Here is a 14,198-nt window from a genome sequence, read left to right as displayed (position 1 = left end):
TGAAGGAGCCATCTTATCGTCAGTGCATGACGATAAGATGGCTTCTCTCTGTGTGACCTTATTTATTAATCAATACTGATTTACTGATGATAGATTGAACTTACTCCATTGCTGTAGAAGTGCCATTATGGCGCCGAATTGCGGCAGGGAAATATCCAATCTGAACAGCGTAGTCTAACATGGCGGAGATGAATCGATCATCTGTTTTCGCACATGAGATTCCGGCAGGTTCCACATAAGCCGTTGTGACAGGGCAAGCATAGACATAAGCTGAATCCTTGGCTCCGTCGCCTTCAAGCTGTGCAATAGCCAACTGAAGAGCTTCCGGCTCCTTGCTGATGCTGGCATCGAACAACCAACGGGTGTAATCCGCGAATGGAAGTGTCTCGACATTGTAACCAGCCCGATTCACAGAACGGATCAGCTCATCATAGCGGATTGGCTCCGGATTACAGATGTGGAATACACGACCGGCTGTATCCTGACGCAAGGCCAGATGAACAATGGCTTCACTTGCATAGTTGATCGGTGTAAAATCAACCATCCAGTCAGCCGCAGGAGCCTTGCCAAGCAATAACATCGCTTTGATCATGCGATAGAAGGCATTGCTATCAATATTGGACTGGAAGCGTCCAGTTTCGGAGTGGCAAGTAAGATTACCCGCACGATAGATGCTGACAGGTACACCTTCCTCTGCCGCAATCATAAGCACTTTCTCGGCTTCAAGCTTGCTGTCCGAATACAGGTTGTCCACATGCAAGTCAGCCGGGAACCGATCATATTGCAGGGAGGATTCCCATTGTCCGCTGAGTGCGAGATCTTCCGGAATACCCATCGTGGATACATGGTGGAACGAGGCCCCAGGTTTGCTGCGAATCAGATCCAGCAAGGCGACCGTTCCCTCCACGTTAGTTTTGGCGAACTGATCGGCATCGCCAAAATGACGTACGTCTGCAGCGCAGTGGATGACACGGTCAATTCGGTCCTGGACATAAGCTGTTTGTTCTGCTGAAAGACCGAGATTAGGTTGTTCGAGATCCCCTTCAATAATCTCCACGCGAGAAGACAGTTGATCAGTCAGTTGTTTGCCGAAATATCCTTCCAGCACTTTAGTCAAACGTTCCATTGCAGTTATTCCATTGGATGGCCGACGAACCAGTGTATAGATTCGTGTACTGGAATTCAGAATTAACTGTTGCAGCACATGAGAACCCAGATAACCGGTCGCTCCGGTCAGTAACACATGCTCAGGTTCACGAATGAGTGGATACCCCAACTGGGATGCCAGTTCCACAGGGTGTTCGGATAATTGTGTGATCATGCCTTCCGTCACCGCCGATTGGGTAACTTCGGTTGCACTTTGAGACAGTACTTCCACGCAACGAGCGAGAGCGCGGACTGTTTTTTCAGCAAAGAAGTCGGCAATTTTCAGTTGCGGGTAATGTGGTTTCAGAATAACCAGTACATGAATGACCCGGAGTGAATCACCACCGATATTGAAGAAGCTGTCTTCGACACCGAAGTCATCGTGTTGAAGGATTTCTTTCCATGCGTCAAGGATAATAGATTCCGTCTCTGTCTCAGGCATGACCCGGTCAGGGCGATCTTCATGTCGTTCCACATGCGGCAGGGATACCATCGCTTTGCGATTGATTTTTCCAGTCGGTGCAATTGGCATTTCATCCAGCTGACAGATCCACTTCGGAACAAAATAAGAAGGAAGTTTCGCAGTCAGTGCTGCCTTGATGTCCGAAACAGAAAGGGTACTACCATCTTTCGATGTAAAATACCCAACCAGCATATTCTGTCCATCCGATTCTTTCTTTGGAATGACTGCAACGTTCTGGATCTGATCAAGCCGTGCAAAGTGATCTTCAATCTCTCCGATCTCAATGCGGTGACCACGAATTTTTAGCTGTGAGTCACTGCGACCAACATATTCCAGTAACCCGTTATCCAGCAATTTGGCAATATCGCCAGACTTGTAGATTTTCTCACCTATCGCAAACGGGTTCTCAATGAATGCTTGCTCTGTACGTTCTGGCTGATTCAGATAACCTTTGGCCAGTGCAGGGGTAGCGATATATACTTCACCAGGTACACCTACAGGACAGAGCTGTTGTTCTTCATTCACAATGTAGACTTTGTAGTTATGAATCGGTTTACCAATGGGGATGTTCACCACATGTTCTGGAACCTGTTCACTGATGCGGTGAGTGGCTGTGGCTACTGTACATTCGGTAGGTCCGTACACATTAACAATATCAATCTGGTTTCCAAATTTGCGCTGGAAGGCACGAACCTGCTCACCATAGAGCGCTTCTCCGGCTACAGTAATGATTCTGACTTTGGCCAGCTTGTGGAAGCCTTCATCGGATAAATAAGAAGCAAGCTGATTGAAGAAAATCGTAGGCAGTATCGTAATGATCGTTGTCCCTGTCCGTTCAATTGCACTTGCGAATTCTTCAACAGATACACGTTCTTCCGCAGACAGCAGATATAATTCTGCTCCATAGAACAAGGCGCCAATGGTATCCCACACGGATGCATCGAAGCTGTATGTAGCAAACTGGGTTAATACATCACCTGGTTGAATGTCACAATCACGCTGAACCACACTGCCAAGATTGGTTACGCCCCGGTGGGCAATCAGTGCACCTTTGGGCTTACCGGTCGACCCTGAAGTGTAGATAATATACGCAAGATCATCTGGCTGAATATCCAGATTGGGGTTGCTTGCTGCAAATCCGGCTAGACGACCATCCACAGCGAGAATCTGACGGACAGTAGCTATACTGGAGAACAAGCTGGAAGCTTGTGCAAAAGAAGCTTCCGTTGTCAGCACGAATGAGGACGCCGTATCTTCCACAATATAACTGTTACGTTCTTGTGGATGCTCAGGGTCGATCGGAACATATGCGCCCCCTGCCTTCAGAATACCAAGCAGGGAGATGATGGTCTCCAGACTTCGATCCATAAAGATACTGACGAATTCACCTTTCTGCAATCCATTGGATAACAGAACTCGTGCAACCTGATTAGCTCGTTCATTCAATTCTCTGTACGTATAACTTTTGGATGGAGATGTTATCGCCGGTGAATCCGGATATGCTGCTGCTGTTGCTTCGAACCAGCCATGAACCGTCTGATTCTCTGGTTCGAGAACGGAAGTATCATTCATTTCACGGTAAAGTAATCGATCTGAGGCGGAAAGAATATCTACCGTACCGATTGCTTTCTCACCGTCACGCACGAGGGCAAGTAGAAGAGTCTGATAATATTCTGCATATCTCAGCACGGTAGACTCTTTTAACAGTGAACTATCATAGAACAGATCGAGGATGAGCATGTTCCGATCATCTCGAACGTTCCAATTTAATATTTGAGGAGCTTGGGGCAACTGTACGCTATTCAGCATAAAAAACGTTTCAGGGTATCCACCGTTTTGCAACGTGTATTCAATCTTGAGCTGTTCTGAAACCTGATGACATAGTTGGTTGAAGGTCAATTTGCCCTGAATCTGTAAAGAAAGATAGGAAGCTGCCTGATCGGGGGCAAGTATACCTACGGCAAGTTCCTGTTCAGCTGACAATCGGAATAACAAGGCTGCATAAGCTGAGAGGAGTACCGGGTACACCATCTGTTCTCCAAACTTCTGTTTAAGATCACGACTCAGAGAAGCATGTAATGTGATTTGAGCAGACTGATAAGAGAATGATTGTTGACGTCGCCCAAAATCCAGTGGAATCTGCAGAACGGGCAAGCTAGATTCCATGGAATGGGTAGAAGATGGTTGGTTTTCAATCACTTCAGTTATTCCTCCTTGGTTCAAACCGAATGTTTGTGGATTTGAATTATTGTTTGCTTACATTGAAATGAGAGATCAGTTCTTGAAGTTCCTCAGACATGCTGTTAAGGCGTGTGGAGGAGTCTACCAGTGTAATCAAGGATGCTTTTTGCTCATCAACAGATGAGGAAATTTGTTCACTGCTGTTTGCTGTCTTACTTACGCTGGATGACAAGTCCTCTGCAGTAGCAGTCATTTCCTCCGTACCCGCAGAGATTTCTTCCGTCGCGCTTGATACTTCCTGAATCTGATTAGATACTTTTTTCGCTGCTTCTAAAATATCTTCGAACAGTTGCCCTGTTTGATCGGCTACGCTGAGCCCTGTATCTACTTCTGACGTACCTTGTTCCATAGCACGTACTGCTTGTTTGATTCCAGCTTGAATCTCCTGGATCAATACGCCAACCTGGCTGGTCGCTTGTTCAGACTGCTCGGCAAGTTTGCGTACTTCACCTGCAACAACTGCAAATCCTCTTCCTTCTTCACCAACACGTGCTGCTTCAATGGAGGCATTCAGGGCAAGCAAGTTTGTTTGGCTGGAGATTCCAGAGATGATATTGAGAATATCGCCGATTTCCTGTGAACGACTTTCCAGAACCTCAATGGCAGAAGCGGTATTCTTAACCGATTCGGTAATCAGATTCATCTGTTCGGATACCTGACGGACGACGCTGTTACCTTGTTGTGAACGACGTTCCATTTCATAGGCTTCATCCGCTACACTTGCGGAGCTGCTGGCAATCGTCTGGATTACGGTAGCCATCTCGGACATGGCACGTGCACTATCGCGGGTTGCCTGTTCCTGTGAACGAATGTTAGAAGTGATTTGAGTCACGTTGTTATTGATAGAATCTGCATTCTCACTGTTGCGTTCGGAAACTTCATATAGCTCTTTGGCAGATTGATTAACTTCTTGTGATGTGATTTGCACTTTAACGATAGTATCGTTGATTTTGCGAACCATGGTGTTGAACTTCTCGTTAACGAGTCCCAGATCGTCTTTGCCTGTCGGAATGTTGACATTCAAATTACCCCGACTGACGTCATCAATTCCTTTGATCAAATGACGGATAGGGGAAAGTGTGTTTTTAACGACAAGGTATTGGATAATCAGGAATAATAGCAAGAAGGCTACAAGGATGATAATTCCATTTTTTAGCAAGGAGTTAAGTCCTGCGGGTACGGCTGATGCATCTGCATCAATGGCAAAATATGAGAAAATCTTACCGTTGCTGTCTTTGATTGGATATGCAATGGTTGTCCATGTTCCGAAATCATCGGAATAAAATGTGGTGAATGTTGGGCGATCCGTATTAAGCATTTCTTTCAGGGCGTTGGCTACAACGACCGGCTGCTCATACATGTCACCGATATTTACGTTCTCACTTTGAAAAGCCTCTCTTAGGTTGGTCGGCATCGCTACAAGGGAAGTTAATCGCTTGTTATCGCCACCGAGCTCAACACCGAAGATGTAGGCTTGTGCAATGTTAGGGTAATATTCTTGCATTTCATCGAAATACGCTCGTAATTTCGTTTGTGTTGCTCCATCATAGCTACCTTCGGTAATAGCAGCTTGTACCTCGGCAGGATTGATATCTTCAGCCCATTTTTTGGTGATTTGTTCCACCTGTCCATGCAGCTGATCAACAAGAACTGTTTTTTGAAAATAGTAACTGCTTGCGATAAGTGCTACCCCGATGATAATGATATTGGTAAATGAGAGTAACAAATTTTTGGAGAAAAACGACATGCTTTTCCAATTTAATGATTTCACTAAATTCCACTCCTGATCTTCTTTAAATTAAGAAACTTTAGGGTTGCTTTCGTACAGTGAACTAGATCATTCCGTGATCCCCTCCAAAGGAAATTTATGCGACCATGGTCTTGGTTTATCAGTCGCTTTCGTAGAGACTTATGTACCGTATGAACCATAGGTGTCTAATTATTAAAACACATCTATAATTAATATGTCGTATAAAATGTCGTTAAATTGAATAGTATTGTTAAATTTTTTTTAATATTTTACGTATTTATGGACATATCAGATGGTTTATAGGTATTTAGAACTGTTTATTTTAAAATTTCCCATTTTTTAGCTTCATTCTGTATTCTATAACATGGTGGGTAAAAAAAACATCCTTCAACAACACAAAAATAGGATGGCAAAGATGCAACAGAAGGCACGGATATACATCGGAAGCGGTTTTATCTATAATAACTACATATGCATTTCTCAAATTATGAGCAGCGGGGGTTTATAGATGAATCTTAAACAGATAGCAGCAGAGCGGGCGGCAGAATATGTTGAAGATGGAATGAAGGTAGGATTGGGTACAGGTTCAACAGCTTATTATGCCATCTGTCGAATCGGTGAGCGGGTACGTGATGGATTGAACATTCAAGCGGTTGCCACTTCAGAGGCTTCGGACAAGCTTGCCCGTGAATGGGGGATTCCCATCATCCCATTTGACCAGATTGGACGTCTGGATCTGACCATTGATGGCGCTGATGAAGTAGATCCCGAATTTAACCTGATTAAAGGGGGGGGCGGGGCTCTTTTGCGTGAGAAAATCGTGGCGGCCAATAGTGACAAATTGATTATTGTTGCGGATGGCAGCAAAGCCGTGCAAAAGTTGGGTAAATTCCCGCTTCCAGTTGAGGTTGTTCCATTTGCTTCGGAGTGGACCTTCCAGGCGCTCGAAAAATTGGGGTGTCAACCACAGTGGCGGATGGATGGACAGCAACGTTATCTGACAGACAACGGAAACCTGATAGCAGATTGTCATATGGAAGCGATTGATCACGCTGCGAACCTTAATGTTCAATTGAACATGTTACCAGGTGTTGTGGATAACGGACTATTTGTTGATATGGCTAGCACAGTCATTCTTGCCAACGCGGACGGTAGTATCGAAGAGCTTCATCGTTCTTAATATGGAAGAGGGTGCGTTACATTTCATGAGAGAACTACCAATCGTGGATGGTGAACTTATTCTCCGATGTGTGGAGAAAAAGGATCTGAAAGAACTCTATGAATTGATCTACAGTGATGATGTACCTGAATGGAAGCAATGGGATGCACCCTATTACCCACTTAAACACGAAAGTTATGAAAGTTTCGAACAAGGTATGCTCAAACGGTTGGACGTTGATCCAGATGATTCCAAACCGGTATCGATCCGTATCATTGAATCCGACAGACAAATTGTGGGCACGATCAGCTATTATATAGAAGATGAGTTATCCATGTGGCTGGAAATGGGGATTGTAATATACAGATCTGCCCAGTGGGGACGCGGGGTTGGCACACGTTCACTTGTCATGTGGTCAAGTCATTTGTTCGAACATCTTCCTTTGGTTCGGGTTGGACTGACTACTTGGTCCGGTAATGAACGAATGATACGTGCGGCTGTAAAAGCCGGATTACAAGTGGAAGGGCGAATGCGGAAGTGTCGTATCGTTCGTGGGGAGTACTATGATTCAATTCGTATGGGGATGCTCCGTGAGGAGTGGAAGCAGAAGCTGGCCCCTCATACGAGCCGAAATGTAAACAACTGATGGAGGATTATTGAAATGCTGAACACGGAGGACAACCGGGAACTGTCTTTACAATTATTCGTGGTTCTTGTTCGAGCCTACAATTCTGTGACCTCACGTTCCAATCGGGACATCCAGAGTCACGGACTGAATACGACAGAATTTGGTGTGCTTGATTTGTTATATCATAAAGGACCACAGGCATTGCAAAAGATTGGTGAAAAGGTGCTAATGTCCAGTGGTAATATTACGTATGTTGTAGATAAGTTGCAAAATAAAAATCTGCTGTTTCGTCGACCATCCAAGGAAGATCGGCGTGTCATTTACGCTGAATTAACCGATGAAGGAAGAGAATTGTTCACACAGATATTTCCTCAACACCATCAGGTCATCATTGATGCTTTGGAAGGACTTGATCCTGCCGAGAAAGTGGATGCGATTCGGATGTTGAAGAAGCTGGGACTGGCGGCAGAAGGGAAAACTGACTTGCGTTCATAACGCAGGTCAGTTTTTTTGTGGGACCCAAAAGTACAGGTATACTGGCTGACTTACTTGCAAGGCCCCCCATAATATAGGAAGATTGTTCTATACATGCATGGCGTTAAACACATGATCCTCAGGAATTCATGTATAATGGAACAGGACTTTTAAGAGCGGAATGGATGGATTGAATCAAGTAGAAGAACCTATCCCGATTGCAAGTTAGCTAACATCGATCTCATTCTGGATTATTCACGAATGATGATGGAGATGTGATGCGGGTAGAGGAGGGGTGCATCTATGAGTCATCAAGAAGCAGGAGAACGTTTACTCCAGGAATCGGGGAACTTAGCTGACAAAATAACGGAGAAACAGTATCTCAGACAGCCCGATTTACTTGAGCGATTTGGTGAGAACGGAAAAATGCGAACCAAACAGGATTCTCAGTATAGCTTGAACTATTTGGCAGAAAGTGCGCTCGTACAGAGTCCAGGCCTGTTTACTCATTATATAGCCTGGCTGAAAGTTCTACTTGAAGGGTATAAAGTATCGCAAGAAGACCTGGCGATTAATCTCAATCTGATCAGAGAGACATTGGAAGAAGAATTTGACCATCCGTCAAAGACTCTTCTGCTCGATTATCTCGATATGGGAATATATAGAACAACACAATTGGAGTCACAGGCGGGTTACATCAACGAATCCATGCCATATGGAGAGGCCGCGCAATCGTACTTGCAGTGTTTGCTTGAGAATAAACGGAAAGAAGCATTCGAAATCATTGAAGCTCAGTTAGAAGCTGGGGTGACGATTCGTGATATTTATCGTTATATCTTTCAGCCTACCCAATATGAAGTTGGGCGATTGTGGCAATGCCATCGTATCAGTGTGGGGCAAGAACATTTTTGTACGGCAGCGACCCAGTCATTCATTTCACGTCTCTATTCTCGCTGGATGATTCATACGGGTCAGAATAAAAGGCTAGTTGCCACCTGCGTGGGCAGTGAACAACATGAGATCGGACTGCGTATGCTCACAGATGTGTTCGAGATGGAAGGCTGGGATACGCACTATCTGGGAGCCAATGTTCCTAATGGAAGTGTAGTAGAGGCTATAGAGCGGCATCAGGGGGATGTTGTTGCGATTTCAGTTACAATGACCTATCACCTTCATCTGGCCAAAGAATTGATTCATCTGATTCGTCATCATCCGGCAACGGCACATGTGAAGATTATGGTTGGGGGATATCCCTTTAATATTGATCAAGAGTTATGGAAAACGATAGGAGCCGACGGTTATGCTCCGGGAGCGGATGAGGCAGTTGCGGTTGCAGAACAATTATTGGCTCAGCCAGCTACATGGAATCATCTTGATATGGTTAGGGATTAGGAGAGGGATGATGTGATGTCTAATGAGAACGGAGAGATACAGAGGCTACGCAGAACGATTGAGCAGCTATCGGATCAGATGATCCGGAGCAAAGAGCAGGAAGAACGGACACTTGCGGAGTTCTCGGATATGAATAATGAACTGGTGACACTCCAGCGTCTGCTTGCGAAGAACAATAACAGTCTTGAAACTGCACGTCAGCAAGCAGTAGATGCAGGGGAATCCAAAAGCGCATTTATTGCAGGCATCAGTCATGATTTTCGTACGCCATTAAATGGCATATTGGGGATGGCAGAGATGCTTAAGCTGTCGCCCTTGTCTGAAGAACAGGAGAATTCCGTTTCTGTTATACAGGATGCTGCCAAACTGCTGCTTAAGCTGATTCAGGATCTTCTGGATCTGTCCAAACTTGAGGCAGGTCAGATGCGACTTGAACTGGGAGAAGTGGATCTGCAAGAGACGATAAACTCTATTGTTCGTTTGCTCGAGCCCCAAGTCAGAAAGAACGGAAATCTGTTATCGATAAACTATGACCCTAGCATCTCTACTCTTCTTGAAGGGGATTCAACGAGGATTACACAGATACTGATCAATCTAATTCAGAATGCGAACAAATTCACAACAGAAGGCTCTGTACGGATAAGAGTCATCCTCATTAAGGATGATGAGAACAAACAAATCATTCGGTTTGAAGTTGAAGATACAGGGATTGGTATCTCTGAGGAAGATCAGACCCAATTATTTCAACCCTATATGCAGACAGAACGAGGACGCTCGAGAGAGTATGAGGGGACAGGGCTTGGATTATCCATCTGCAGGTCACTCGTTACACTAATGGAAGGTAAGATTGGTGTAGACAGTCAGGAGGGTGAAGGATCAACCTTTTGGTTCGAACTTACACTTGGCAAGAAACACGTTAACCAGTCTGCTGCTTCCACTCCAGAGTATCAGGTAGAGGATATGCGTGATGAAGCTACTTCTGTATCTGTATTGCTGGCGGATGATAATGTCATCAACCGGCAGCTTGTCATGCTGCAACTCAAAAAACTGGGAATAACCCAAGTGGATGCTGTAGTGAATGGGGAAGAGGCAGTTGCTGCTTTTCACAGTAAGAAATACAGTTTGATTCTCATGGACTATATGATGCCATTGATGGACGGTTTGGAAGCAACACGCAAAATCCGCTCGATAGAAATGGATGAAATGCGCCATAGCACACCAATCATTGCAATGACAGGTAATGTCATGCAGGGAGAGAAAGACAAGTGTATGGAAGCGGGGATGAACGACTTTATTGGCAAACCCTTCACGCTGGAAATTCTGAGTAAGATGATACAGAAGTGGCAGCAATCCTCCGATGCGACAGAGGTACTGAATATGAGCATCGTGCATGAGATTGCGGAATTAAACACCGATGGCGATCGTACACTCCTCGGTATGCTGTTGGACATGTATCGTACCGAAACACCTGGCAAAATTGAGGTGCTGCGCAGAAATATTGTGTCCGGTGACCATATTGCTGCAACTGAAGTAGCTCATGACCTGAAATCAGGGAGTCTGAGTCTGGGAATTCGTTATTTATCAACTTTGTTTGCCCAGATAGAGCAATTCGCAAAGGAAGGTCAATCACGGAAAGCGGAACCTTTGCTGGATGCTTTGTTACCCGCCTATCAAGCAGCATGTGCATCACTGCAACGAGTAAGTAAAGATTGAAGATATCTTAATAAGGAAAGAGGGTAGGACCCCTTCATGTTATTCTACGTACTTGTAGCACTGGTACTGATCCTTCTTGCTCTTCTGTGGACAGGTGGACTTTATTTTTTCAAAACCGCCATCCGCCGTACGCCAAAAACGTTTTTGGTGGATAATCCGAATCTGATGCCTGAACCGGACAATGAAATCATCAGCAGTGCTTCTGACCTGAAGTGGCTGGATGTTCAGCCTACAGAAGAGATATCTCTTCAATCGCATGATGGATTAAAACTGCACGGTACATGGCTTAGTTCCAATAAGGGGTCAGATCAGACAGTGATTCTGGCACATGGTTATTCGGGGAAAGGTAGAGAAATGGCTGGTTTTGCCCGATTTTATGCTGAAAAACATGGGTATAACGTGTTAATGCCGGATGATCGGGGTCACGGCCGCAGCGAAGGTAACATCATCGGTTTTGGCTGGTTAGATCGTAAGGATTATGTCCAGTGGAGCAACTGGGTGCTTGAAAAAGTGGGTACACAAGGGGAAATCTTATTGCACGGCATATCCATGGGAGGAGCAACCGTACTGATGACAGGTGGTGAAGCCCTGCCGACTCAGGTTAAAGCGATTGTGTCTGATTGTGCATATACATCCGTGGAAGAAGAACTGACGTTCCAGTTAAAGCAATTATACAAGCTTCCTGCATTTCCGTTTATACCTGTCACAAGTCTGATCTCCCGGTGGAAAGCAGGGTATTCCTTCAGAGAGGCTTCGGCTCTCAAGCAACTTGCCAAAGTTAACGTTCCCGTGCTGTTCATCCACGGTGAGGCGGATACGTTTGTACCGACCGAAATGGTGTACAGGTTGTATGAAGCTTGTCCAACCGAAAAGGAATTGCTGACTGTTCCCCGTGCGGGTCATGGCACAGCGTTTCAAGTGGATCGCACCGGATATGAGGCGGCACTTGAATCCTTTATGAAGAAGAATCTGCATCGTCCAGAATCTGTTGTCCATTGATTTCCACATTGAATTATGGGTATTGATTATTAGAAAGATGTGGAAGGAGGCGGATGATGGCGCGCACGCAAAGGAAGTGCTCTTACTGCCATGAAGGAATGGCAGAAGATGAGTTTAAGTGCAAATCGTGTGGTAATCTGGTTGCCACCAAAACGGCATTGCCTGAACAACCTTATATGACCGAATATGAAGAATCGGTATTGGATCGTTATTCCATCGCGTTGCTTGTATTGATTACACTTTTTCTCGCTCCGGTGGCTATTTCCATTGGTGGAGTCATGTTATTTAACGACAGTTCATCCAAGAGAGATACGGGTAAATTACTGGTAACGGCTGGATTTGTCATCATGGTCATTTTTTCAATCATACTATTCGCCGGTACAGGGACTTTGACGTTTAACTTCTAAACCTATGGGGGTGTCTTGATGGGAAATGAAAAATTTGAGTCTGCACGAAAAGCAGAGGCAGATTATCATTCCAACTTCTATGAGAATAATGAATTATTCGCCTCTGGTACTTGGATGTCCAGGCCAATGCCTATGGTTATGGATATGCTGGAACGAATCCTTGCTCACAAGGAGGAACTGCGTGTCCTCGATCTGGGATGCGGAGTAGGAAGGCATACGATACCGATTGCACAGCGTCTTGCACAAACGAACAGTGAAGTCATCGGTGTGGATTTGCTGGACGAGGCTATAGATGGACTTCGCAAGTATGCGAAAGAATATCAGGTGGACCATCTCGTGCAAGCTGTAAAAGCAGACGTTGAACATTATGTCATTGAGAAGGATCATTTTGACTTTATAGCTGCTTGTTCTTGTCTGGAACATGTATCGAATAAACAAGCTTTCAAGGAAGCGCTAGAGCGGTTACAAGCAGGAACTCGAACAGGTGGCATTCATTGTATTACGATGAGTACCAATGTGGAGGAGAAAGAATTGAACTCAGGCCGTGAAATTGAGCCGTTAATTGAGTTGAACCTGCCAACAGCCGAAGCGATTGCTATACTGGAGAAGGCTTACAAAGGCTGGAATATTCTGCTTCAGGAACATGTCACACAGACGATTGAAGAGGAAAAGTATGATGAACCGACACAATTTCGTTGTGAACTGCTACGTTTCGCTGTGCAAAAGCAATAAAGTGCCGGGACCTGATAAAGCCCCGGCACTTTATTGTTTAAAGGGGAGGAGATAGTCAAGGATGAATACATACGTGATTGGGATGGATGGAGGAGGGAGCCACACCCGTGTGGCTGTCGCCGATCAGAACGGAAGACTGTTATCCTATGTGCAAAAGGGAGGTTGCAGTCGTTATCACGATATCCATGCCGAGCAAAATGTGTTGGAAGGTATCGCTGAGGCCATAACACAGGCTGGACTCAAATCAGATCAGATCGCTGCCATTCAGGCAGGAATGGCGGGTCTGAATCGGCCTGAAGATACGCTTTGGGCCGAAGCACTAATTGCTCGAACCGGGATTATAGGCAAAATCAGTGCAGTAAACGACACACATATCGCGCATACAGCGGCCTTCGATGGTGAGCCAGGCATTGTGGCCATTGGAGGTACAGGCTCTCTGATTCTTGGCAGAACCGAACAGGGCGCTTGGCTACGCAACGATCAGTTCGGTCATTATGCGCCGACAGCAGCACGGTTTTTGGCTTACGATACAGTGCATTCCATCCTCGCGGGACGTTATGAGTTGCAGGATGAAGAATGGATTGAGCAGGTTTTAACGTATTGGCAGGTAAGCTCTGTTCGAGAGCTTGCAGCACTGGGAGTGTCTGGTTTTGCTTATAATCAGCAGGCTACTAATCGGAGATTTGGCCAAATGGCACCTCTGGTGACCGAAGCAGCTGTCCGGAATATTCCCCTCGCGGTTAGAGTATGTGACTCTGCTGCCGATACGGCTGTTGTCGGTATCCTCATGCTGGCATCCTGTTTCGATCAGCCAACAGTGTCCATGGCGATGACTGGAAGCTGTCTGAGTTCACCATATATGGTGAGGGCCGTTCAGAAAGGGCTGGATGCTGCTTACAGGCCCGATGGGAAAAGAATTCAGTACATAACCAGTGACTTATTGGCAGTTGGGGGCGCACTGTTGGATGCGTATCATTTGGCGCAGATCAACGTATCGGATAACATCTCGACTGTGCTTCAATCGGAACTGAATCGTTTTACGACTTGAACTTTGAGAGGCTAACGACTACAATACGATAACGGAAACAAGCAAG

Annotated in this window: 11 protein-coding genes; 9 read left to right on the top strand and 2 right to left on the bottom strand. The window is 45.4% G+C overall.

What is annotated here, in order from left to right; all coding sequences use genetic code 11:
- Nucleotides 1-100: 100 nt before the first annotated feature.
- Nucleotides 101-3,808 (bottom strand): amino acid adenylation domain-containing protein, encoded by a 3,708-nt coding sequence (locus AB4111_RS05785; RefSeq protein ID WP_442030799.1) that lies wholly within the window; start codon nucleotides 3,806-3,808, stop codon nucleotides 101-103.
- A 46-nt stretch (nucleotides 3,809-3,854) separates the two neighbouring features.
- Nucleotides 3,855-5,597, bottom strand: coding sequence for a methyl-accepting chemotaxis protein (locus tag AB4111_RS05780; RefSeq protein WP_442031585.1), 1,743 nt, complete (start codon nucleotides 5,595-5,597; stop codon nucleotides 3,855-3,857).
- Between the two features lie 511 nt (nucleotides 5,598-6,108).
- Here AB4111_RS05780 and rpiA point away from each other — a divergent pair.
- The 9 genes from rpiA (at nucleotide 6,109) to AB4111_RS05735 (ending at nucleotide 14,152) form a co-directional block, all read left to right on the top strand.
- Entirely contained in the window at nucleotides 6,109-6,780 is a 672-nt protein-coding gene (gene rpiA / locus AB4111_RS05775) for a ribose-5-phosphate isomerase RpiA (protein WP_442030798.1), read from the top strand.
- Nucleotides 6,781-6,805: 25 nt separating this feature from the next.
- On the top strand, nucleotides 6,806-7,405 hold the full coding sequence (locus AB4111_RS05770) for a GNAT family N-acetyltransferase (protein ID WP_442030797.1): 600 nt from the start codon (nucleotides 6,806-6,808) through the stop codon (nucleotides 7,403-7,405).
- Between the two features lie 15 nt (nucleotides 7,406-7,420).
- Entirely contained in the window at nucleotides 7,421-7,882 is a 462-nt protein-coding gene (locus AB4111_RS05765) for a MarR family winged helix-turn-helix transcriptional regulator (protein ID WP_253433574.1), read from the top strand.
- A 282-nt stretch (nucleotides 7,883-8,164) separates the two neighbouring features.
- Entirely contained in the window at nucleotides 8,165-9,253 is a 1,089-nt protein-coding gene (locus tag AB4111_RS05760; protein ID WP_442030796.1) for a cobalamin B12-binding domain-containing protein, read from the top strand.
- A 15-nt stretch (nucleotides 9,254-9,268) separates the two neighbouring features.
- Complete coding sequence (locus tag AB4111_RS05755; RefSeq protein WP_442030795.1) at nucleotides 9,269-10,966, top strand: ATP-binding protein; 1,698 nt, start codon at nucleotides 9,269-9,271, stop codon at nucleotides 10,964-10,966.
- A gap of 36 nt (nucleotides 10,967-11,002) precedes the next feature.
- Nucleotides 11,003-11,965 carry an alpha/beta hydrolase gene (locus AB4111_RS05750; protein WP_442030794.1) on the top strand — a complete coding sequence of 321 codons (963 nt, stop codon included), beginning with the start codon at nucleotides 11,003-11,005 and terminating at the stop codon, nucleotides 11,963-11,965.
- A gap of 53 nt (nucleotides 11,966-12,018) precedes the next feature.
- On the top strand, nucleotides 12,019-12,372 hold the full coding sequence (locus tag AB4111_RS05745) for a hypothetical protein (RefSeq protein WP_442030793.1): 354 nt from the start codon (nucleotides 12,019-12,021) through the stop codon (nucleotides 12,370-12,372).
- A gap of 18 nt (nucleotides 12,373-12,390) precedes the next feature.
- A complete protein-coding gene (locus AB4111_RS05740) occupies nucleotides 12,391-13,104 on the top strand; it encodes a class I SAM-dependent methyltransferase (RefSeq protein ID WP_442030792.1) in 714 nt (237 codons plus the stop codon).
- 61 nt (nucleotides 13,105-13,165) lie between these two features.
- Nucleotides 13,166-14,152 carry a BadF/BadG/BcrA/BcrD ATPase family protein gene (locus AB4111_RS05735; RefSeq protein WP_442030791.1) on the top strand — a complete coding sequence of 329 codons (987 nt, stop codon included), beginning with the start codon at nucleotides 13,166-13,168 and terminating at the stop codon, nucleotides 14,150-14,152.
- The last annotated feature ends 46 nt before the right edge of the window (nucleotides 14,153-14,198 follow it).

It is taken from the genome of Paenibacillus sp. 2KB_22 (assembly GCF_052115745.1).
Classification (GTDB): domain Bacteria; phylum Bacillota; class Bacilli; order Paenibacillales; family Paenibacillaceae; genus Paenibacillus.
Note: the sequence above shows the minus strand (reverse complement) of the source record. Positions and strands in the feature narration are given on the sequence as shown.